At 54.9% G+C, this 22,083-nt stretch carries 18 protein-coding genes; 7 read left to right on the top strand and 11 right to left on the bottom strand.

What is annotated here, in order from left to right; genetic code table 11:
* Positions 1 to 289 precede the first annotated feature (289 nt).
* From H598_RS0106190 to H598_RS0106140, 11 genes are all read right to left on the bottom strand, one after another.
* Positions 290 to 2,116 carry a DUF885 domain-containing protein gene (locus H598_RS0106190; protein ID WP_028112238.1) on the bottom strand — a complete coding sequence of 609 codons (1,827 nt, stop codon included), beginning with the start codon at positions 2,114 to 2,116 and terminating at the stop codon, positions 290 to 292.
* A gap of 73 nt (positions 2,117 to 2,189) precedes the next feature.
* A complete protein-coding gene (locus H598_RS0106185) occupies positions 2,190 to 3,443 on the bottom strand; it encodes a tetratricopeptide repeat protein (RefSeq protein ID WP_028112237.1) in 1,254 nt (417 codons plus the stop codon).
* Between the two features lie 12 nt (positions 3,444 to 3,455).
* Complete coding sequence (locus H598_RS0106180; RefSeq protein ID WP_028112236.1) at positions 3,456 to 4,076, bottom strand: energy transducer TonB; 621 nt, start codon at positions 4,074 to 4,076, stop codon at positions 3,456 to 3,458.
* A 2-nt stretch (positions 4,077 to 4,078) separates the two neighbouring features.
* A complete protein-coding gene (locus tag H598_RS0106175; RefSeq protein ID WP_028112235.1) occupies positions 4,079 to 4,483 on the bottom strand; it encodes an ExbD/TolR family protein in 405 nt (134 codons plus the stop codon).
* Between the two features lie 12 nt (positions 4,484 to 4,495).
* Complete coding sequence (locus H598_RS0106170; protein WP_028112234.1) at positions 4,496 to 5,020, bottom strand: MotA/TolQ/ExbB proton channel family protein; 525 nt, start codon at positions 5,018 to 5,020, stop codon at positions 4,496 to 4,498.
* A gap of 1 nt (position 5,021) precedes the next feature.
* Positions 5,022 to 6,383 (bottom strand): MotA/TolQ/ExbB proton channel family protein, encoded by a 1,362-nt coding sequence (locus H598_RS0106165; RefSeq protein ID WP_028112233.1) that lies wholly within the window; start codon positions 6,381 to 6,383, stop codon positions 5,022 to 5,024.
* A complete protein-coding gene (locus tag H598_RS0106160) occupies positions 6,383 to 7,159 on the bottom strand; it encodes a DUF3450 domain-containing protein (RefSeq protein ID WP_028112232.1) in 777 nt (258 codons plus the stop codon). The genes H598_RS0106165 and H598_RS0106160 overlap by 1 nt, the downstream gene beginning before the upstream one ends.
* A gap of 724 nt (positions 7,160 to 7,883) precedes the next feature.
* Positions 7,884 to 8,525: a TIGR02466 family protein gene (locus tag H598_RS0106155; RefSeq protein ID WP_028112231.1), complete on the bottom strand. Its 642-nt coding sequence runs from the start codon at positions 8,523 to 8,525 to the stop codon at positions 7,884 to 7,886.
* 220 nt (positions 8,526 to 8,745) lie between these two features.
* On the bottom strand, positions 8,746 to 11,694 hold the full coding sequence (locus H598_RS0106150) for a TonB-dependent receptor plug domain-containing protein (RefSeq protein ID WP_028112230.1): 2,949 nt from the start codon (positions 11,692 to 11,694) through the stop codon (positions 8,746 to 8,748).
* Positions 11,695 to 12,266: 572 nt separating this feature from the next.
* On the bottom strand, positions 12,267 to 13,298 hold the full coding sequence (locus tag H598_RS0106145; RefSeq protein WP_028112229.1) for a porin: 1,032 nt from the start codon (positions 13,296 to 13,298) through the stop codon (positions 12,267 to 12,269).
* Positions 13,299 to 13,526: 228 nt separating this feature from the next.
* A complete protein-coding gene (locus tag H598_RS0106140) occupies positions 13,527 to 15,854 on the bottom strand; it encodes a DNA polymerase II (RefSeq protein ID WP_028112228.1) in 2,328 nt (775 codons plus the stop codon).
* 63 nt (positions 15,855 to 15,917) lie between these two features.
* Between H598_RS0106140 and dinG the strand changes: the two genes are divergently transcribed.
* From dinG to H598_RS0106105, 7 genes are read left to right on the top strand one after another with little or no spacing between them, the layout of a single operon-like run.
* Positions 15,918 to 18,005 (top strand): ATP-dependent DNA helicase DinG, encoded by a 2,088-nt coding sequence (dinG, locus tag H598_RS0106135; RefSeq protein WP_028112227.1) that lies wholly within the window; start codon positions 15,918 to 15,920, stop codon positions 18,003 to 18,005.
* 7 nt (positions 18,006 to 18,012) lie between these two features.
* Positions 18,013 to 18,789, top strand: a complete 777-nt coding sequence (locus H598_RS0106130) for a TSUP family transporter (RefSeq protein ID WP_028112226.1) — start codon at positions 18,013 to 18,015, stop codon at positions 18,787 to 18,789.
* A complete protein-coding gene (locus tag H598_RS0106125; protein ID WP_035415548.1) occupies positions 18,786 to 19,424 on the top strand; it encodes a primosomal replication protein in 639 nt (212 codons plus the stop codon). The genes H598_RS0106130 and H598_RS0106125 overlap by 4 nt, the downstream gene beginning before the upstream one ends.
* A 12-nt stretch (positions 19,425 to 19,436) precedes the next feature.
* Complete coding sequence (locus H598_RS0106120) at positions 19,437 to 20,090, top strand: YccT family protein (RefSeq protein WP_028112225.1); 654 nt, start codon at positions 19,437 to 19,439, stop codon at positions 20,088 to 20,090.
* A gap of 34 nt (positions 20,091 to 20,124) precedes the next feature.
* Entirely contained in the window at positions 20,125 to 21,027 is a 903-nt protein-coding gene (locus H598_RS0106115; protein WP_028112224.1) for a histone deacetylase family protein, read from the top strand.
* Positions 21,028 to 21,038: 11 nt separating this feature from the next.
* Positions 21,039 to 21,302: a late competence development ComFB family protein gene (locus H598_RS0106110; RefSeq protein WP_028112223.1), complete on the top strand. Its 264-nt coding sequence runs from the start codon at positions 21,039 to 21,041 to the stop codon at positions 21,300 to 21,302.
* Complete coding sequence (locus H598_RS0106105) at positions 21,277 to 22,005, top strand: DUF3108 domain-containing protein (RefSeq protein ID WP_084144348.1); 729 nt, start codon at positions 21,277 to 21,279, stop codon at positions 22,003 to 22,005. Before H598_RS0106110 ends, H598_RS0106105 begins: the two co-directional genes overlap by 26 nt.
* Positions 22,006 to 22,083 lie beyond the last annotated feature (78 nt).

Raw genomic sequence — 22,083 nt, 5'->3', positions numbered from 1 at the left:
AACCACCCCACGATAGTGTTAAACACCATGAATAAGATCAAGAAACAGAGTGCTATGCTGGTGTAGCGACCTTGTTAAACATAAATTGCGTTTGGTGTGACATCCGCATGCGCATACTTTATTTACAGTTAATTTGCTTGCGAAAGGAGGCTAATCCACTGGGTCGTGGAGTTTTATGCAGAGAATCCGACCGTTAAGTCAGTTTAACAACTCGCTCGCGGCAAAAAACAAAACCGTGATCGAGATCACGGTTTTGTGAGAGTTGAAACGTTGGGAAAATTCGCCGGGGCTATTTTTTTGACTGGGCTCGCAGATTGTCGACCCACAAGTAAATTTTTTGTTCCAATACCGCCATCGGCAGTGATCCGGAAGTCAACACTTGATTGTGGAATGACTTGATATCAAACTTGTCACCCAACTGCTGCTGCGCATAGTTACGCAACTCCAGAATCTTCAATTGCCCCACCTTGTAGGACAACGCCTGACCGGGTATCGCCATGTAGCGCTCAACTTCGGCGGTAACATCCGACTCCGCCATGGGGCTGTTATCCAGCATGTACTGAATCGCCTGCTCACGACTCCACCCCTTGGCATGCAAACCGGTATCCACCACCAGACGCATGGCGCGCAGCATTTCGTCGGATAACTTACCAAAGTACTGATAGGGGTCACTGAACAGCCCCATCTCTATGCCCAGGTACTCGGCATACAGTGCCCAGCCCTCCTCAAAGGCGGTGTAGCCCCCAAAACGCTGGAAACTGGCCACATCGTCCAGCTCCTGCTTAATGGCGATCTGAAAATGGTGGCCCGGTGCTGCCTCATGCAACGACAGCGTGGTCATCCCCCATTTGGGCTGAGCCTTCAGGTTGTAGGTGTTAACGTAAAACACGCCGGGACGGCTGCCGTCCGGTGCTGGCGCTTCGTAACTGGCGCCGGCGGCAGAGCGTTCACGGAACGGCTCCACCGGCTTGACCACGTAATCGGCCTTCGGCGACACATCGAAATAACTCGGCAGCACCGCATCGATCTTGGTTTTCAGGGTCATGTAGCCATCGACCAGTCCCTGCTTATCCTCGAAGAAAAATTCCGGGTCAGAGCCCAGGTGCTCAAAAAACGCGGCCAGGTCACCGTCAAAACCGACTTTTTGCCGAACCTTATCCATCTCTTCCAGGATTCGAGCCACTTCCTGCAGCCCCAACTCGTGAATCTCCTCCACCGGCATGGTGGTGGTGGTGTGCAGGTTGGCCAGATGCTGATACCAGGCCTTGCCATTGGTCAGTCCCCACCAACCGTGAGAGCCGCGGGAGGCGGCCAGGTATTCCTGCTTCAGGTAGGTATTCAACTTCTGCAATGCCGGCATCAAAACCGTCATGATGGCATCGTTATAACGGCTTTGCAGCGCCTGCTGCTGCGCCGGGGTCAGGTTGTCTGGCAACTGCTGCAAAGGCTGAGCAAAGATGCTGTCTTGCGGTTGTGTCACCAACTGAGCCTCAATCTGAGGAATCATCCGTTCAACCAGCACTCGAGGCAACACCACTTTTGAGTCAATACCCTGCTGCATCCGCTCGATGGCGCTGTCGACCCACTGGGAAAACCCATTCATCCGGCCGATAAAGTTATCGAAATCCTGCTCAGTCTCAAACGGCTGAGCCGATTCGCCACTGCCCAGCTGCACCAGGGTAAACACCTTGCTGTAAAACTGGTTCAAGGGTAGCCATCGTGATGGAAAAGTCTCGTCCTTCAGCGCCATCTGCACGTCATAGCCGATCACCTGATAGCCAATTTGATGCTGAGGTGACAGCGACTCAATCTCAATTCGAGCCAGATCCGATTGCATCTGAGTATTGAGGTCATGACGCTGTTTCAGGTACTCCTCTGACAGCTCGTTACCAAACAGGTGGTTGTATTCGCTGCGACCCACAAAGGTGGCGTTGATGGGGTTCAGCGCCAATTGATCATCAAAATAGCGCTCCACCAGCTGCATATACTGCTGGTCGGCTGACTGAGAAACTTGGGAGGCAGGAGACGGGGCTTGAGACTCTGGACTGGCGGAGGGGTTGCAGCCCCCGAGTCCAATGGTCAGGGTCACCGCCAGGGCCAGTTGTGCCATTCTCATGAAGGGCTCCTTGTTATTGTTATTCCATGGGCTGGAAGGGAATGAAAAAAGCCCCGCAAGCGGGGCTTTTAATTTAGATGGAAACCTTTTTCCGCTTGGCGGTGTCCTCGATATAAGACAACCAGCTGGTCGCAGCCTTCTTGGTTTTCTTATCCTTGGTCGCTGCCTTACAGGCCTTGTACGCTTCCTTGAACTGGTCGTTATAGAAGTACGCCTGAGCCAGAATCATCTGAACCTGACCGGCACTCTTCAAACCGTCCGCCTTCAACGCCTTCTTACCCGCAGCCTGTGCCGCCTTGTACTTCTGGGATTCCAGAAGCAGGGCCGCCTGCTTGGTGTAATGCTTGGCGTTGTTGGTCAGAGCCGCGGCTTCGCCGTAGTACTTGGCCGCTTTGGCAATCTCTTTAGCCTGGTGGTAGGTGTTGGCCAGCATCGACAATGCCGATTCATCTTTCTCTACCATGCCGTTGCTCAGGTACTGCTCCTGAATCACGGCCGACTTATAAGGGATCTCGTTCTGAGCGTACAGCTGAGCCAGCATCTTATAGTGAGATGGCTTCTCCAGCAGATTCTGGCGATAAGCGACGTCCATGGTGTACAGGGCCTTGGTGTAGTTTTCGCTCAGCATGTACATCTGAGCCAACTGAACCCACAGCTTGCTCTCTTCCGGGAACAGCTCCACCATATCTTCGACGACTGCCGCCGCTTTCTTGTACTGCTTGGACTCATAGTAGGAGCCCATCTTCAGAACGTAAGCGTTTTTACTCGGCTTCTTCTGCAACCGAATGGCGTGATCAGCCAGAGGAATTACTTTATCGAACTGCTTCAGCTCAAACTGGGCACTACCCATGCGCAGGTAGACATTCATGTCTTCCTTACAGGTAAACGCCATCCAGTCTTCATAGCCTTTCAGAGCCGCCTTGTAATTCTTCTCCTGCATACGCAGGTCGGCCAGCAGACGCATCGCCTGAGCCTGATCGGTTCCGCCGAGAAGGTCCGCATCCACAGACAACTGCAGGTGCTTCATGGCGACTTGGGCCTTACCCTCTTTGCCGGCGTAAATGTTGCCGATAAAGCGGTTGACGTAGGCTTTGTCAAAGTCCTTCCGAGGGTCGATCTCCAGCAGCAGCGCCAAAGCCTCATCCAGCTGATCGGCGCTGTACAGCTCGAACGCTTTCTGAATCTTCTTACCGACTCGCTCAGAGACCACTTTGGTCTTGCGCTCATCGGCGGGGCACTTTTCTGCTGCCAGGGCTGCAGGCGCTACCGCGCCGGCGCCTAGGGTTGCCAGCAACAGAGCAGGCAGCAGTTTGCTTTTCATGCGCATGATACCTCCTCCTTAGCCTTGGTCTTTATTCAGTTTGAAGTCCAGACGAACCGTGATGCCAGGCTGTTTAACCGGCTTGCCATCAACAATTTTCGGCTTGTACTTCCACTTACGCAGGGCGCGCTTCGCTTCTTTATCGAACAGGCGCTTCGGCTCAGCTTCGATGACCACGATGTTTTCTGGCTGACCCAACTCGTTGATGGTGAACTTCATCACTACGTAACCTTCTTTGCCCTCTCGGAGCGCTTTCATCGGCCACTTAGGTTCCATTCGAACAATCGGAGTTGCATCACCGTCACGCATCATGGCGCCGCCCACATCACCCATACCGGCATTAACGTTACCCAGGTCTACACTTGGGACATTAATGGATACAGCATCTGAAACGTCATTGGTTTCAGGTTGCAGATCGATAGGCTCTGGCGGCTTTTCCGGCGGCTTAGGCGGTTTAGGCTTAGGCCGGTCTCGGTTCTGGGCTTTCGCGTCCTGGCGATCCATCACAATCTCAATTGGCGGCAGGTCGACTGAATTGGCGGCGCGCTTGGCGCCACCATCGATCAAAAACGCCATGAAAGAGAACAGAGCGAAGGTCACCGCTGCGCCGAGAATTAGGGCTAACAGTGATCGCTGCATAATTACTCTTCCTTCGCTGCGACAGAAATGGTGTTGATACCGGCGGCTTTCACCTGGTCCATCACCTTAACAACGACGCCGTGTTTGGCGGCCTTGTCTGCCTGGATCATGACAGAAGCTTCTGGCGATTCGGCCAACATCCGCTCTACGTTTGCACGTACGCGTTGAATGTCGACTTCCCGTTTCTCCATGTAAACGATGCCAGCTTCGTTAATTGCGATAAAGATGTTAGCCGAAGGCTTCTTACTCGCCTGTTGCGCCTTAGGACGGTTGACGTCAATACCAGACTCCTTCACGAACGAGGTCGTTACAATGAAGAAGATCAGCATGATGAAAACGATGTCCAGCATCGGCGTCATATCGACTTCCGCACCCTCAGAGGCGCTTGCATGCTTTTTGCGTGCCATAAAAAACTCTCTCTAGTGGTGTGACAAACTATCTTGCAGTTTCTCAGCAGACACCTTCAGGGATGCGTTCAGCCTGGTGCTGAAGAATACCCCTGACAGTGCTGCCACCATGCCCGACATAGTCGGAATAGTTGCCATCGAGATACCACCTGCCATCAAGCGGGGGTTACCTGTGCCTTGTACTGCCATCACTTCAAATACTGCGATCATGCCGGTAACGGTACCGAGCAAGCCGAGCATTGGACAGATGGCCACCAGCGCATTGATAAGTCCCATTCGGGCAGTTAACTGTTCTTTGGCCTGGGAAAGCCATGCTTCACGGATTCGGTGAGCATGCCAGGAGGTTTTATCCTCACGGGCGTGCCAGTTGTCTACCACCTCTTTGCGCACCTTAGGGAACACAAAGCTGAGGTAGAGGTAACGTTCCAGCATCAGTACCCACATCAAAAAGAGGGCACCTGCTACAAGCCAGAGAACGTCACCGCCTGTTGCCATGAAGTCCCTGACAGATTCCCAGAGCTCTATCAGGTAAAGCATATCACTTGCTCCTTGTTTCAGCGTGTGCTGCTACAATTCCGGCGCTTTGCTCTTCAAGTACATCCACTACCGCGCGAGCACGGCCGGCAACCAGAGCGTGAGTCAGAATTAGAGGCAGTGCTGCAATCAGACCCAGAACAGTTGTAACCAGAGCCATGGAGATACCACCGGCCATGATCTTCGGATCACCAGTACCAAACAGGGTGATGTTCTCGAAGGTCTTGATCATACCGGTTACGGTACCCAGCAGACCCAGCATAGGAGCAATGGCCGCCAGTACCTTAATCAGTGGTACACCACGTTCAATTTTCGGAGTTTCTTTCAGAATCGCTTCGTCAATCTTCAGTTCCAGAGTTTCAACGTCAACGTTGGTGTTCTCTTTGTAAACCTTCAGAATACGGCCCAGAGGGTTGTTACCTGGGTTATCCACGTTCTTGATTTGAGAACGAATCTTGGCAGAAGTTGCGGTCAGGGAAACCACTTTCCATACGGCAATCAGCAGGCCAAAGGCCAGCAGGGCTGCAATGATGTAACCCACGGTGCCACCCTGGTGGAACTTCTCTTCCAGAGAGGCTTTCTGAGTGTACACCGCCAGCAGTGCGCCTTTAGAAGGATCCACGAAGGTGTCGGTGACTTCACCGGCGCCCGCGCCCAGGAACTTCTTAACGGTCGCAACCTTGAAGCCTTCTGGCTGCTTAGGCAGTTCCAGTACGGTACCGGTCTCGGCGTTGTAGCTCAGGTACTCGCCGTTGGCCAGCAGGGTGAAGGGACCAACACGGGTCACTTTCTGCTCGGACACGTTACCGTTGGAATCGGTAACCGGCGCGTTGAAGCTAACCACCTTGCCAGACTCAGTCATCTCAGTTTGCAGGGAGATCCACAGCTCTTCCAGCTCTTTGATGGTAGGCAGTTCTTTAGCCTGAGCCAGTTTGAACATCAGGTCTTCACGGCCAGGGTACTGAGCGCTGATCAGAGAAGCATCGATCAGGCCGGCAGTGTCGTTGGACACCTGACGAACCACACCGAACATCTCACCCAGGTCACCTTTGGCGGTTTCCAGGTCCTTGTTCAACTGGTTGATGGTCTGGTCGTTGTCGCTGAAGCGACGAACCAGATCTTCACCACGTTGCTTTTCAGCAGCCAGTTGCGCCTTGGCTTTCTTCAGCAGCGCCGCCTTATCGGCACGCTCAGAAGTAAACTCGGACTCACGCTTCTTGTTCAGCTTGGCATCGGATTGACGCTCGGTCTTAACCTGGTTCAGCAGTTGATCCAGAGACACGGCTTTCGGCGCTTCGGCAGACAGGGCGGCACCACTGAAAGACAGGGCGGCCGCTACCATAGCGGTAGAGATTAACTTTTTCATTATTCTGCTCCCTCCGCGGTACGAACAGGCAATTTCAGCAGATCAGGAGCGGCTTGCTTACGCGCCATCTTGATTGCGTTGGCAACGCTGCGCATGGACTCATCAGGCAGGGCTTTCCAGCCGCGGGATGCATTATCCCATACCCAACCGTTCTTCTGGTCCAGAGACTGGGCCAGGAACACCACGCGACCCAGGTGGAAGAAATCCACGGTCAGCTCTTTGCCTTCGATGTTCAACTTACCTTCGTAAGCGGCCATCTTGTTGCCGTACTCGTTTTCGATCTGGTACGCATCCAGAACCAAACGGTACTTCTCCGCAGTGGAAACGTTGGAGTCACCCATCACTTCTTTCAGGCGGGCCACACGGGCACGACGCTCGTCGATGGAGAAAGGCACGTCCAGTTCAACGAACTGGTCCATGGTTTCAATCATCTTGAAAGTCAGTGGAATAACACCTTGCTTGGTCTTCTCGATACCACCAATCTGAGTTTGCAGAGAAGCGATGTTGGCTTCTTGATCCGCTACCAGACCGGCATAGTAATCGTTGTAAGACTTCAGGGTTTCATACTCGTCAACAACCAGGCGGTAGTCGAACAGCATGTCCTGAGCTTGGTCATACAGCTTGTTAATCTTCTTCTGAGACTTAACTGCATCTTGTTGAATTTGGGCATCAGCTTTCTGAATGCCAGCCAAATCGGCTGCCGAAGCGACGCCTGTTCCTGCCAATGTCATTGCAAAGGCAGTTGCTAGTGCGGTTCTTTTACTAATCACGGACATAGTTCCCAACCAGTCTTGTTGTGAGTTTGCGACTCTGAACACTTCAATTTCCAGTGTGTTCGCTAAGCATTGCGCCAGAGCCAGTCCTACTTTATTGGTCTATTTTTTATATATCCCTTGCTCTCTTTTCCTATATAAAGGTGAGCGCACTCGCATCTTTCCACAGTTTACCAAGGTGTGTCAACCGTGTTACTAACACTCGCAGGGCACTAAGATTGTGTAAACAAAAAGGATTGAGCAATATTCGCTCAAAACGGGATTTTTCCCTATTTTTCCTCAAAAAATAGTCCGTTGCGATTGGATTATACTGCGCCCAGACCCACCCCTTAGCAGGATAATGTATCGCCATACCCCTATGCCCAGATGATGACTCCATCAAATCTGTTTACATAAACGAAATCAACATCGCCGTTTGAGAGCGGGATTTCACCATCTTTGATGATGATGAATCGATAACGTCACCTCATAGTTAGCTGTTGATGTAACTAAATTTTTCCACCCCAGGTTCGGGCAGAGTTTTATCCCGGTGTTGGCATCAGCTTTGAACAGAGGCCCTGGGTAGCCAGCGACTCCTTTCTGCGTCCACAGATGCTCAGAAAACGGCCCAAAATCGTGCAACCACTGTCGTCCTTAACCACCGGCAGTCACCGGTTCAAAGCTATCGCGATTCGAATAACTTATTGTGCTTCGGTCTGAAGCCAGGGGGCACCATCAACATCAGCGCCTACTCAAACCAGCAGTTCATTGCCACGCAGATTCGCTCACCTTCCCCCATGAACGGTGCCACCTCGTGCATCAGATAAGAGGGGAAAATCAGCAACTGGCCGGCTTTTGGTTCAAAAGAGAGGGTTCCTTGATGAAAAGGTGCTGAAAAGCTGGTGTTTCCCGCGTCCATAAACATCTGATTAGAGGAACTGGGATGAAAAAACCGAATCTGCCCGGACTCGGGGTAGTCCGGGTTGGCCTCGCCAACATCGACGTAATACACCGCCGACCAGGACGCCAGCGGATGGTTGTGGTAGGCGATGTAGCCATGCTTGCGGGTAATGTGAAACCAGGCATGGTTTTTCAGTTTCAACTGTCGCATCTCATCGGCACTCTTACGGGTCGTGCTGGCGACAATGGACATGATTGAGGAGAGACAAAACTGCCGAAGCTGCTGTAAAGGAGGATCCTGCAGGGTAAACAGGTCCATGTTACTTTCAAAAATATTCACCCGGGTGGTCGGGGTGTGGGTCTCTTCAAAACCGGCCTGTTCCAGTTCAAAAAAGCGCTTTTTAAGTTGGGGGTTTAGCTGCTCGGCGCCCTCCAGAGTAGCGGTCGCCATTGGCACGGCAAAAGCCGGAAATAATTGTAATTGACTCATAATACGTCCCTGAACACTGACACCCGGATGACCAGACACCTTGGTCCGGAGTGGTCCCCACTCCCTGGGTCATCTCACAGGTTCACTACTATATACCAGCCATAACGGCTTTTCCTATCGAACAACGCGGTCAAATCCAGACAGTCAGCCATGAAAAAGGCCACCCCAAACCTTCAGGGTGGCCTTCACTATCGCTCTGTTATCTGAGACGGCTCAGAGCTTAGAACTTAACGATGGTCTGAACATACCAACGGCTGCCCAGTACGTCGTAGGTGTAGGTATCGGTGTTACCGTCGATACCGTTGGTGACGTATGGAGGCTCTTCATCAAACAGGTTATCGATACCCGCGGTTACAGTCACGTAATCGTTGACGAAGTAGCTACCGGAGATGTCGTGGTACATAACCGCATCGGTGCTGTCACCCAGCTTAGGCTTGGCAGGGTCCGCTTCGAAGCGATCCAGGCCTTCCAGGTAACGCATCTGGTAGTTGAAGGCCCAGGTGTCACCCCGTACAGCGGCGTTGAAGGAGTGCTTCCACTCAACGTAGGAGCCACCGGAGGAGAACACCTGACCAACGTAGTCAAACGGATCCGCTCCGGCATAAGGAGTGAAATCGTACTCCAGCAGGTAGGTGGACTCGTAATCTACGCGCCAGTCCAGGCCAGCCGCATCGAAGTTATAGGCCACGTTGAAATCCAGACCGCTGGTTTGAATGTTCGCAACGTTTTCCAGAGTGGCGATAACGCCGTCAATCTGACCTACCGCATCACGACCGATGTCGTTACAGAAGGTACCGGTACCGTCAACACCACCGTTGGCGGAGTTGTAGCACACGTCGACCTTAGTGTTCACGTCAACGTTACTGATGGCATCTTCAATCTCGATGTCATAGTAATCAACGGTCATGCTCAGGTTTTCGATGAAGGTTGGCTCATACACCAGACCCACGGTAAAGGTATCGGCAGTTTCTGCCTGCAGATCTGGGTTACCACCCACCTTGGCACGGGTCTGTTGGTTCTGCTGCGGGGTACCTGGAGTCACACCATCGGCAATACAGTTAGCCTTGACCGTGGCGTTGGCATCGGCGTTGCTACAAGGATCGGCGTAGTTCTCGTACGAGTCAGACTGACCACCGAACAGCTCGTTTACGGTAGGCGCACGGAATGCGGTAGAGGCTACAGAGCGCAGCATCAGGCCGCCACCGGTACGCAGGGTGGCACCAATCTTGTAGTTGGTGTCGCTGCCAAAGGTGCTGTAATCGGAGTAACGAACCGCCGCTTCAATATCGAAGTTCTCGATGAAACCAGCGTCAGCGACAACAGGAATCGCTAATTCAACGAAGGCTTCGGAAACGTCGTAACGACCGGAGGTTGGGTCCTGTGCGTTACCTGAACCCAGACCCGCAACCGTCAGTGCGTCAGGCTGGAAGCCGGCGCTTTCACGGCGGTGCTCGATACCGGCAGCAATGCCGACGGCGCCCGCTGGCATATCAAACGCATCACCAGAGATGTGCGCTTCGATGATCTCCTGCTGGTTAAAGCCGGTGCCTTGGTCGGTGTAGGCGATGTACTTCACATCATTTGGCGTCAGCGAACCTTCACCAAAGTAATTGATACAAGGCGCGTCCGGGTTGTTACCGGTACCGTCTGGGCTTACGCCTTCACAGTTTTCAGTAACGGACTTAACCACACGGTCCATGTTGATGTAGTTGTCAGAGACGTCTTTGGCGTCGTTACGACCGGCCATGTAAGACACGCCCCACTGCCACTCATCGGCCAGGGTGCCTTCGAAGCCGACCACGGTACGCCAGGTGTACACGGTCTGCTCGAAGATCCGTGGGCCCACCTCGGTCATACGACGCAGAGGCCACAGTTGATCCTGACCGGTCACCGCTTCACCGGTAACCGGGTTGATGGTACCGGCAGTGATGCCGTCTGGCAGGAAGCTGTAGTTCTGCGCGTACGGGTAGTTGGCTGGCAGGGTCCAGTTATTCAGCGTGTAGTTGATTGGCTGAGGAGCCATCTGCTGATTGGAGTGACGCCATACGAAGCTGTTTTCACTGATGAAACGCAGGTCATCATTGAACTCGTAAGTACCGTTAACGGAGAAGTTAGCGCGCTCTGCCGGGGTGGACAGGTAGCTGACTGCCGCGTAGTTGTAACGGTCGGCATCACTAAATGGGTGGTAGCCCTTGTCGGAAGAGGAACCGTCACCGCCTGGCTCGAACTGCAGCCATGGCTCATAGGAGCTTACGCCCTCATCCGACAAGTGACCGATGGCGGTCCCCGCCTGGTCAAAGATCTCGTAAGTGGTGGCATCCGGATCGTCGGAGTTCGGATCGCTGACCTTGGTGTCGCCGATGTAACCGAAGAAGTTACCGTCGGAGCCGATGGCCAGGCCTTCGCTACCGTTGACAAAGGCGCCCATGCCGATGGAGTTGGCCGAACCGGCACAGTAAGTGCCATCGGCGTTCTCAGACAGAGGACATGCGGAGAACGAGCGGTCGCCCTGGCGAACTTCGCCACGGTTGTAGTAACCGACGTTAACAACGACGTTACCCTTTTCAAAGTTGGAGCCGAAAGTGGCGCTCAACTCGTACTCATCACCATCGCCTTCGGTGGTTTCACCGTATTGAGCGGAGAACTCGAAGCCTTCGAAGTCGTTCTTGGTGATAACGTTAATCACACCGGCGATGGCGTCAGAGCCGTACACCGCTGACGCACCGTCCTTCAGGACTTCGATGCGCTTCACCATGGAAACCGGGATGTTGTTCAAATCCACAGAGTCGTTGGCACCGGTACCAGAGTTCACGAAACGGCGACCGTTCACCAGAACCAGAGTACGCTTGGCGCCCAGACCACGCAGGTCGATAGACAACTTACCTTCACCACCGTTGTTGACGGCGGTAGTGATACCCCCCTGAGCCGCACTCAACTGCTGCAGTGCGTCAGAAACTTTCACAATACCGGTTGCTTGTAGTTGTTCTGCGGTAATCACGGAAACAGGGCTGGCACCTTCAATGTCGGCACGCTTAATGCGGGAACCGGTAACCTCAATGCGCTCTACATCTTCTTCTTCAGCCCAGACAGCCGGAGCAGTCAAGGCTGCAGCGGAAGCGCCGGTAATCATTGCTAATCGAACAGCTTTTGAAACGATGCTGCTTTGCATGTTTATCTCCCTAGACACATCAATGTGTTTATTGTTTTATCCGTCACGTCAGTTTTTCCTATCTGACACTGCGGCTTGGGGCTGGCCCCGTTGCAAGCAAGATACTAATCAATGCCGCAACAAATACGCAACCCCAGCATCACGAGATGGACACAGAAAGGAAATTCAAAAAGAAGTGTAAGGAGAAATAATTAGAGAAAGGCACTGCAAAACCACAGCCAAAGCAGACCATAAGGCCAGCCAATGACAAAAAAACACCACAGACGTTCAAATTGTTCAGTCATAACAATTTCGACACAAGAGTGTGCAAAATCCGTTCATTGACAATTTGCAATAACATTTGCCAAACAATGTTCACAACAAAAGAAACACATGAGTTTGTCGCCAACCAAAGTAAGCATAGTCAGCAAATTCACTTCTGCATAAAAAATAGTCAGATTTTTTTATCGCTATTAAAACAGGCGCAAAACCGCCCTTTTAAAACGGCACTATCACCTCCAACAAAAAGTCAAAATCACGATCAAAAAAGCCACCGCAAGCGGTGGCTTTTTCTTATGTAACCCGCTCAGGAATTACATGTAGTAGCGGATACCGATGGCAAATGCGTTGTCATCGTTGTCGTCGCCCAGGCCGAATTTGTATTCGCCGTACACGGTGGCATTGCTGGACAGGTTGTAGCCCACACCGGTGATCAGCTGAGATTCGTCGAACTTGCGACCCAGTTCAGCGATGACTTCATCGGATTTAACGAAACGGTACTGACCGTACAGGTTAGTGCTGTTTTCGAAACCATAGGAGACCATGGATTCAAAACCTTCGGACTCACCTTCGAAGCGGTAGCCGGCTTCAACGTTGTCGCCCTGCATGTAGGCAACCGCACCGTAGAGGCCTTTACCCCAGGTACCGTAGCTGGCGGACACGATGGTCGCTTCCAGGCTTTCGCCGTCGGCCAGTTGCACGCTGCTGCTGGCGTCAAAGCTGCCGTCAACGTCGCCACCGTAGTAGGCGGCACCCAGACGGATCTCACCAATGGTGTAGACCAGGCTGCCGCCCATGCGATCGTCCAGACCGTTGTCGGCGCCCTGCCACTGCAGGCCCAGGGTCAGATCGCCGGCGTTACCCAGGCTCAGGGTGTTGTGGTATTGCAGCGCCTTGTCGGCACGGCCCAGGCCAGATTCACCGCCGTCTTTACCGAACGAGTAGATACCCAGGTGGTCGGCAGCAAAGCCGTACGGGTAATCGGTAACCAGAGCAACGTCATAGTAAACAGACCACTGTTTACCTACAGACACACGACCGTAATCGTCATGACCGATGCCGATGTAACCCAGTCGGGATTTAAAGCTCTCGCCACCTTCAACCAGGTTGATGGAGGTTTCCAGCTTGGCATCCAGGACATAACCATTGCCCAGTTGGTTCACAAAGCCAAAGTTGATGCGAGGAGAGTTATCATTAATCTCTGCGTCACCTGAAGCGTCATCCAGCTGAATGGCCAGGTAACCGCCCATGGAAACGGAATTGACACCGTCGTTATACAACTCAACGGCTTGAGCCTGAGCGGCCAATAACGCTGGAACAGCAACTGCAAGAAGTGACTTTTTCATCTAACCTAACCTTTGTGTGTCTGATTCTTAATATGTCTCCCAATCCGTAGCGAGCATCGTTCATCCAGTGAAGGCAGACGAGACTAGCAAGAATTTCTCAGAGCACATATAGATCACGATCACACTTTTGATGGTCAGATTGAATTTATCTGCCTTTTACACCTTCAAATCACAAACGTTATCACTATAACCGCACAACTTTTACAACGCATTAACTATTGACCGGTTTTAAAACAGACCTAATTGCCCCATTAATAATCGCTCCAGTGTGGTTGGTGGCGTTAAATGGGCCAATATCGGCTCAACAATAGGTTGTATCTGTTTTTCCAAATAATGGCCGTAATCCGGCGTTAATACGCAATTTTCTGCTGGTTCCGCTCCCTGAGAGGTCATTATATAGGCTATTTGACTGCCCTTGTGATAACGCGCCCGCCCAGCCAGTGTATTCGCCTTTTCGGCGGCGATGACGTGCGGGCCCCTGGAACGATAACTTTCCAGGGACTGCCTCAGTCGCTTCCGGTACACCAGCAACTCATCACACTCCCCGGCCATCAGCGCCTGCACCTGCTGGCGAATCAACGCCTCGACCGGCCGCCCCTCAAACCAGCTTTGGTACAACCGCTGTTGAAACTGCCTGGCCAACGGCGTCCAGTCGCTGCGTACGGTCTCCATCCCTTTAAACACCAGGGTCAGAGACTCGCCGTCACCGACCGCACCAACGTAGCGCTTCTTCGAGCCCGTTTCGGCACCGCGCAAGGTGGGCATAAAGAAGTGTTCAAACAGGGTTTCGAACTCCAGCTCCAGGACACTCTCCAGCCCGGCCTCCTGTTGCAGCTTTTGCTGCCAGCGCCGGTTGATGAGGGTGACCAGCTCACGGCCAATGCCATTGGCTTGCGCCCGCGTCGCCCATTGGCCGACATGAACAAAGGTGGAGTCGGTATCCCCATAGATCACCTCGTACCCGGCCTCTTCGATCCAGGCACGGGTGGTTTTCATGATCTCGTGGCCTCTCATGGTGATGGAACTGGCGAGCCTGGGGTCATGAAAACGACAACCGGCCGCCCCCAGCACACCGTAAAAGGAGTTCATCAAAATCTTAATGGCCTGGGACAGCGGTTTATCGTTATTGGTCTTAGCCAACTCCCTCTGGCGCCACAACGCTTCGATGATGGCCGGCAACCGATGTTGATGGCGATGGAAAAAAGCGCCGCGGAATCCGCGAATGCGGGCCTCATCCGGCGCCGACTCCGCCGCCGCCATGCCCATGGGATCAATGAGGAAGGTGCGAATAATGCTGGGGTACAGGCTTTTAAAATCCAACACCAGTACATTGCGGTAACGCCCGGGAACCGAGTCCATCACGTAGCCCCCTGGGCTGGGGGCGATATCGGCCTCGTTCAGATCCGGAGCCACATAGCCGGCTCGGTGCAGTTCAGGCAAATAGAGATTGTTAAATGCCGCCACCGATCCGCCAAGCCGGTCCATCTCCAATCCGGTCAACTGGGCTCGGCTACAGGCAAACGCCAGCAGATCCAGCTTCTCGAAGATACGCCAGACCAGCTCACAATCCATCAGGTTATAATGGGCCAGCGCCAACGGGTCATGATGAAAGTTGTGCTCAATCTCGGCCATGCGGTTACCACTATTCTGGCAAGCCTTGCCTTCTCCCAGCAACGCTTGGGCAACGTTATCCAGGGCGTAGCTGTCATAATGGTAGAACGCCGCTTTCAGCCAGTCGATGCCATCGAGCACCACTCGGCCTTCCAGGCCGTAGCCACGCCCCGGCCCGGCCTCCTGTTGCCACCTGGGTTCGGTCTGGCCTCGGCCCAGCGTCAGCGCCATTCCATGCTGTTCAGCCCGGCGTTGCAATAATTTAAGGTCAAACCCCACCACATTCCAACCAATGATGACGTCGGGGTCGTGGCGTTCAAACCACAGCAGTAAGGCCTGCAGCAGGGCTTTCTCATTTGAGTACCAGGAGAGATACTCAGGCGACTGGGGCTGGAGAGCGCCTCGCATCAACACCCGCTTATCGCTGTCGGCGTACAAACCGATGGAGTACAGCTCTCCGTCTCGAGAACACTCGATATCCAGGGACACTACCTTCAGGCTGGGGCGCCACTGCAGCGGCCTTAACTGAACCCCCTTGGGGCCCTGTTTCCACTCCAGCGCAGCCGTCACCCGGCGTTCCATCAGAAACCGGTCGCAGCTGCGCACATCACTCTCCAGCAACCGAATCCCCCGGCTGGCACAGTATTTCTGCAGCTGCAGCCACAGTTTGTGGGAATAACAGTAGAGGGCACACTGAGGCTGACCATCGAAACTGATCAGCTCAATGGCGGCCAGCGACCACTGGCTGGCTGGCCAGGGAGACAACCACTGGCGCAACGCCGCCTGTTGCTGCTGGGGCACAAACCCCAAAAACCCTTGCCCGGCCACCTCCAGTCGGTACGGCCCGGAATCGGTTGCCAGCCAGTAAACCAATGACAGGCCGCCAGGGCCGCTGTGCTGATGGCGGCTTAATAACCAGCCACGGGAGGGAGTTGAATCGGTCATACAGGCATTCTGACGTAAACACTGGTATTATGTACAGCTGACTTTCCCCATATAAGCCGCAGCATGCTCAGTGACAAAACCAAAAAAATGACCCGCCAGGCCTATAACGGCATTGCGGAAGCGATCCCGAACTTCGTCCGCCGCAAGGAGCAGAATTTCCTGATCGCCGAAATCGCCAAGACCCTGGCCGGTGAATATGAAAAGTCGCGCCGCATCATGGTGGTTCAGGCCGGCACCGGCACCGGTAAGTCACTGGCCTACTGCCTGGGCGCCATTCCTCAGGCACTGGCATCCGGCAACAAGGTCTGCATCGCCACCGCCACCGTCGCCCTGCAGGAACAGTTGATGTACAAGGATCTGCCTCTGGTGCAGCGCCACAGCGGCATGGAGTTTAAATTCGGCTTGGCCAAGGGACGCCAGCGCTACGTCTGCTTATCCAAGCTGGAACTGCTGGCCGGTGAAGCCGGCGACAATGAGCAGGGGCAGCAGGCGCTGTGGGAAAGCAAACCGGCCAGCGCCGACATCGCCCTGCTGAAGCGATTGCATCAGGCCTACCACAACGGCAAATGGAACGGCGAGGTCGACAGTGTTCCTGAGCCGGTCGCGGATTACCTGTGGCAGCAGATTGGTTCCGACAAGCACAGCTGCAACAAACAGCTGGCCGCCCACCGGGATTGTCCGTTCCACAAGAGTCGCGACGACATGGACAGCTGGGACGTGTTGATCGTCAACCACAGCCTGTTGCTGGCGGATCTCGAACTGGGCGGCGGCAAAATCCTGCCCGATCCCGACAGCATGTATTACATCATCGATGAGGCCCACCACCTGCCTCAGGTCACCCGCGACTTCTCTGCTGCCAGCGCCAATATGAAGAGCACCGCCGACTGGCTGGGAAAACTGGAAAAGTCTGCCCATAAGCTGGCCCGAGAACTGCGCAGTGATCGCGCCACCAATCAGGCCACCGAGCTTACCAGCGACATCGAAGCCATTGGCGATGGCCTTGGCCAGGTGGTGGAATTCTGCGAAGCCAATCCGGCCATCTTTGACAATCCAGAGCTCAGGCACCGGTTCGAAGGCGGCGAACTGCCGCCGGTGCTGATCACCCTGGCTGAAAATCTCAAGCTTGCCACCAATCAGGCCCTGAAGCGCCTGACCAAGTTGCAGCAACAGTTGATGGAGTCGGTGAAAGACGGCGACATCAAAGGCTGGCAGGCTGAGCCTCTGGTGGCCGACACCGGCTTTCATCTGCAACGGCTGGAGGGCTTGTCGCAGCTGTGGCTGATGATGGCCCGGGAGACCCCCAGCAGCGGCGCGCCACTGGCGCGCTGGATAGAGCGGGTGGAGTATCAGCAGCGGGCCGACTACCTGGTGTGCACCTCCCCCATCGAGATCGGCTTTATGCTGGAGGAGATGCTGTGGAGCAAGGCCGCCGGCGTTGCCCTGTTGTCGGCCACGTTGATGGCCCTGGGCAGTTTTGATCACTACCGCCATCAGGTCGGGCTGCGCAATAACGACGGCACCCGCTATACCGCCCTGCCCTCCCCCTTTGATTACCAGCAGAGCGCCACCCTGTTTCTGCCTAAAGTCAGCGTTGAACCCAGCGACGACCGCTTTGGTGACATGCTGATCAAGACCATCCCCGAACTGCTGGAGGAGGAAACCGCCAGCCTGGTGCTGTTTACCTCCTACCGACAGATGGAAGCGGTGGCCGACACCCTGAGGATGCACAAGAAGCTGCCGATCCTGGTGCAAGGTGAAAAGGCCCGCTCGGAGCTGATTGCCGAACACCGTCAGCGCATCGATGATGGTAAGGTCTCCATCCTGTTTGGCACCAGCAGCTTCTCCGAAGGTCTGGATCTGCCCGGTGAGTACCTGACTAACCTGATCATCACTCGGTTACCGTTCGCGGTTCCCACCTCCCCGGTGGAACAGGCCCACGCCGAGTACATCAAATCCAAGGGCGGCAACCCTTTTTTGCAGCTGGCGGTTCCCGATGCGGCCAAAAAACTGGTACAGTCCTGCGGTCGTCTGCTTCGAAACGAAACCGACTATGGCAGAATCTCCATTCTGGATCGGCGCCTGGTCACCAAGCGCTACGGCAGTTCACTGTTGGACTCCCTGCCCCCCTACCGTCGCCATATAGAATATTGATAGCCAAATGATTGAACTGGGTTTAGACCTGAACTTGATGTTGCTGTTGTCGGCAGTGGCCTTTGCCGCCGGCTTCATCGATGCCGTTGCCGGCGGTGGCGGCCTGCTGACCATACCGGCTTTGCTGACCGCCGGGCTGCCTCCGCACCTGGCACTGGGCACCAACAAGCTGGCCGCCAGCTTTGGCTCTCTGACCGCCAGTTGGACCTATTATCGCAAGCAACTGTTTAACCCCTCCTTCTGGCGAAAGTCCTTTGTCGCCACCTTTATCGGTGCCGCCGCCGGTACCCTGGCGGTGGATCAGTTTTCCGCCGACATACTGAACCGGCTGTTGCCTCTGGTGATTGTGGCCATCGCCCTGTATACCCTGTGCGCGCCCAGCCCCAGTGACGAACACAAGGGCCTCCCGGAACGCACTCTGGGGTTGAAGGTAAAACAGTGGACTCAGGGGCTGGGGCTGGGCTTCTACGATGGCTTTGCCGGCCCCGGAACCGGCGCCTTCTGGACCGTTTCCTCCATGGTGCTGTACAAAATGAATATTCTGCTCTCCTCCGGGCTGGCCAGAAGCATGAATTTTGTCAGCAATGCCACCTCTCTCGGGTTCTTCATCGCCCTGGGACACGTCCACTTTGGCATTGGCATCGCCATGGGGGTCTGCCTGATGGCCGGCGCCTGGATTGGCGCCCACTCCGCCATTCGCTTCGGCAGCAAGTTCATTCGGCCGGTGTTCATTACCATGGTGCTGATCATCGCCGGCAAGCTGGCTCTGGAAGCCTGGTTATGAGTTTTCGTCGCCAAAGCGAATTGATGCAGCTGCTGCGCCAGCGCTTTGCCCAGCTGAAACAGCAGGTTCAGGACTACGACCGCCAGCTGAATCAGAGCACAGAAAAGGCTCTCAACCACAGCCATCGCTTCCATCAGGGACTGTTTGAACAAACCGGCGCCTCGCTGAGTCAGTGCATCGCTCAAATGGACAAGGACATGACCGCCCTCGAGCGCCTGTCCCACCACCCTGGCTCCGAGGCCACCTTTGAGTACCTGTGTCAACAGTTCAGCGATCGCTATCAGGCGGTCACTCAGGCCATGGCGGCCACCGGCGTTCAGGTGGCCGGCACCAAGCTCAAAAGCCGCCGGCAATGGCAGCAGCGCCCCCACAACCAGTACCAGTGGATTGCCCAATCGGTGATGAGCAACAGCAACGGCGCCTACGCCGAGCTGCGCAAACACCAGAACTGGGCCAGTCGGCTGGAGCAGAAAATCCGTGAACTTGAGCAAAAACTGGATTTGCATCAAGGACAAGAAAAAATCAAACTACAGAATGATATTCTGGCAACCCACAAACGGCTCGGCCAATGTCGCCAGGCTATGACCTATATTGAAGAACGTATCGCTCAGCTTGAAAAGCGCGGGCACAGATAAAAGGAGCACAGGATGAATAAGGCCTCGGTATTGGCGGCAATGATCGCCGGGGGAATGAGCTTTGGCAGCCTGGCTGCAGAACTGACCATTCCACTGTCATTTGAGTTTATTGCAGTCAATGGGCAGGAAGTGAAGTCCAACTTTTTCAGCCATAAAGACGAAATTGAGTTGGAAAAAGGGCAGCACACTATCGCCCTGGTCTACAAAGATCTGGTGGAAGAACCCTTTGGTGACGGCCATCAGCGGGTCAGCTCCGACCCCTTCCTACTGCACATCACCATCGACAGCGATGGCGAGTACAAGGTGCGCCCCCATGAGGTGATTCGGGATCTGGACCAGGCCAAAGCCTTCGCCCAGAAGCCAGTTCTGAACGTCACCCAGGAAAATGGTCAGGCCGTCACCTACAAAGTTGAGATGACCTCGGTCAAGCAGGAAACCCTCTTCGACACCCTCAACAAGGGCCTGTCCCCGGAGCAGGAAGCCAAAAAGAAAGTGATCGCCGCTACCGCACCGGGCGCCGTGGTCGCCACCGGCGCTGCTCAGCCTTCGGTCAATATGAAGGGCGACGACGTCACCAACCCGCAGATGATGCTGAAGTACTGGTGGCAACAAGCCGACGAGAAGACCCGCAAGGACTTCATGAGCTGGGCCATCCAGAACATGTAACCCGAAGGGGCCGGCAACGGCCCCTTTTTGCCTCATGATCCATTGCGTCTATCACCCCTGCTATTCCCAGTTGGTTCTGCCACAGAATCACGGTTTTCCCATCACCAAATATCAGCACCTGTACCAGCAGTTACAACAGCACCCGCAGCAGCACCGGCTGCGCTGGCACCAACCCGATGCCGCGCCACTGGCGCTGATTGAACGCTGTCACCACCCCGAATACCTGCGACAGTTTCTCGGCAATGGCCTCGCCGCCGCGCCGCTGAAACGGATGGGCTTCCCCTGGAGCGAGGCGCTGGTCAACCGCACCCTGACCTCGGTAGGGGGCACCCTGCGCACCACCGAGTTGGCGTTGGATCATGGCATCGCCCTGCACCTGTCCGGCGGCTACCACCACGCCCACTATGATTTTGGCAGCGGCTACTGCGTGTTCAATGACCTGGTGATCGCCGCCGAGATGGCCCTGCTCCGGCCGGAGATCCACAAGGTGGTGATCTTCGATCTCGATGTTCACCAAGGAGACGGCACCGCTGCCCTATGCCAGGACCGAACCGAAATCATCAGTTGCTCGGTGCACTGCGACAGCAACTTTCCCAGCCGCAAGCAGCGCTCCGACTTCGACTTTGGCCTGCCTAAAGGCTGCCAGGACGACGATTACCTGCAGAGTGTCGGCGAGGCACTGCAACTGGTGACCCGCCTTCATCAACCGGATCTGCTGATCTACGATGCCGGCGTCGATGTCCATCATCGCGACAGGTTGGGACACCTGAGTATCAGTGATAGTGGATTACGTCGGCGCGAACAGCTGGTACTATCCTATTGTCTGGACAAGAAGCTGCCGCTCGCCTGCGTCATCGGCGGCGGTTACGACCGCGACCCAGAGGCCCTGACCCACAGGCACCTGCAACTGTTCGACGCGGCGCTGGAACTGCAATAAAGGAGTATGACATGGATGCAGACATCAGAAATTATTACGAAATTCTGCTGGAACAAACGGTCACCGACCGTAAACTGGCCGAACAGTATAACGACAGCCAGTTGGCCGACCTGTTCTGCCTGACTTTGAACCAGATGCCCTGCCGCTATTTCCGCCACCGGGTGGACCTCAGCGCCTACGCCTCCAGCGACGAGCTGGTTGCGATGCAGAAGAACGTCGATGAAGCCCTAACCCGAGCCCTGAACTACATTGAACGCCATCCCAGAGAAGAATAAGCCCTCGCCCTACCGGTTGCTGTTGATTGGCCTGTTGCTGACACCGACGCTGCAGGCCCAGCAACCGGCGCCCTTCATCGCCCACTATCAGGCCACCAGTAAAGGCTTGCCTTGCGGTGGTGGCTCGCAGCAACTGGTTATCGACGACGGTCAGTATCAACTGCTCAGCAAGGGCAAGTTCTGTCTTCTCGGAGGCCGAGTGGACAACCACAGTCTGCTCAGCTGGCAACAGGGACGCTGGCAGACGCTCGCCTTCGATGCCACGGTGTCCGGCTGGTTCTCCCAAGATGACTATCAAGCCAGCCGAACCCCGGAGGGGCTGATGGCGGTCAACAAGGATGGTCATCCCCTGGTTTATGAGGAGCACGCCCCGGCCAGCCAGGGCGCCGCGACGATGCTGCAGAACCTGGCTCTGGATGTCGAACGCCAACGCCAGGACCTTTATGCCGACTACACCTGGGGCGATGAAACCCGGAACTACCGCTTTGAATGGCTGGGAGAGGAACAGATTGAGTTTGATGGGCGCGCCTACCGGGCCCATCACCTGCGGCAAACCCACCCCAAAAAGTCCCGGGTGGCTGACTTCTGGTTTGCACCGGCACTGGAACACCAGTTGATCAAGATGACGGTCCATCGCCTCGGCATCAAGATGCTCGACGTGCGACTGTCTGACTTCGAACGTTCAGACCCCATCACTCGATAACGGCCATTGCCGTTCAACGTTGCCCTTTCTCCTCCCGACTTCTACTTTTTATAACGGTCGGCATGCTCATTAGCCCAG

Source organism: Ferrimonas kyonanensis DSM 18153 (assembly GCF_000425405.1).
Lineage (GTDB): Bacteria > Pseudomonadota > Gammaproteobacteria > Enterobacterales > Shewanellaceae > Ferrimonas > Ferrimonas kyonanensis.
Note: the sequence above shows the minus strand (reverse complement) of the source record. Positions and strands in the feature narration are given on the sequence as shown.

Coding starts and splice junctions, on each gene's coding strand:
- H598_RS0106190 (WP_028112238.1), bottom strand. CDS start 2,116: ATGAGAATGGCACAACTGGCCCTGGCGGTGACCCTGACCATTGGACTC.
- H598_RS0106185 (WP_028112237.1), bottom strand. CDS start 3,443: ATGCGCATGAAAAGCAAACTGCTGCCTGCTCTGTTGCTGGCAACCCTA.
- H598_RS0106180 (WP_028112236.1), bottom strand. CDS start 4,076: ATGCAGCGATCACTGTTAGCCCTAATTCTCGGCGCAGCGGTGACCTTC.
- H598_RS0106175 (WP_028112235.1), bottom strand. CDS start 4,483: ATGGCACGCAAAAAGCATGCAAGCGCCTCTGAGGGTGCGGAAGTCGAT.
- H598_RS0106170 (WP_028112234.1), bottom strand. CDS start 5,020: ATGCTTTACCTGATAGAGCTCTGGGAATCTGTCAGGGACTTCATGGCA.
- H598_RS0106165 (WP_028112233.1), bottom strand. CDS start 6,383: ATGAAAAAGTTAATCTCTACCGCTATGGTAGCGGCCGCCCTGTCTTTC.
- H598_RS0106160 (WP_028112232.1), bottom strand. CDS start 7,159: ATGTCCGTGATTAGTAAAAGAACCGCACTAGCAACTGCCTTTGCAATG.
- H598_RS0106155 (WP_028112231.1), bottom strand. CDS start 8,525: ATGAGTCAATTACAATTATTTCCGGCTTTTGCCGTGCCAATGGCGACC.
- H598_RS0106150 (WP_028112230.1), bottom strand. CDS start 11,694: ATGCAAAGCAGCATCGTTTCAAAAGCTGTTCGATTAGCAATGATTACC.
- H598_RS0106145 (WP_028112229.1), bottom strand. CDS start 13,298: ATGAAAAAGTCACTTCTTGCAGTTGCTGTTCCAGCGTTATTGGCCGCT.
- H598_RS0106140 (WP_028112228.1), bottom strand. CDS start 15,854: ATGACCGATTCAACTCCCTCCCGTGGCTGGTTATTAAGCCGCCATCAG.
- dinG (WP_028112227.1), top strand. CDS start 15,918: ATGCTCAGTGACAAAACCAAAAAAATGACCCGCCAGGCCTATAACGGC.
- H598_RS0106130 (WP_028112226.1), top strand. CDS start 18,013: ATGATTGAACTGGGTTTAGACCTGAACTTGATGTTGCTGTTGTCGGCA.
- H598_RS0106125 (WP_035415548.1), top strand. CDS start 18,786: ATGAGTTTTCGTCGCCAAAGCGAATTGATGCAGCTGCTGCGCCAGCGC.
- H598_RS0106120 (WP_028112225.1), top strand. CDS start 19,437: ATGAATAAGGCCTCGGTATTGGCGGCAATGATCGCCGGGGGAATGAGC.
- H598_RS0106115 (WP_028112224.1), top strand. CDS start 20,125: ATGATCCATTGCGTCTATCACCCCTGCTATTCCCAGTTGGTTCTGCCA.
- H598_RS0106110 (WP_028112223.1), top strand. CDS start 21,039: ATGGATGCAGACATCAGAAATTATTACGAAATTCTGCTGGAACAAACG.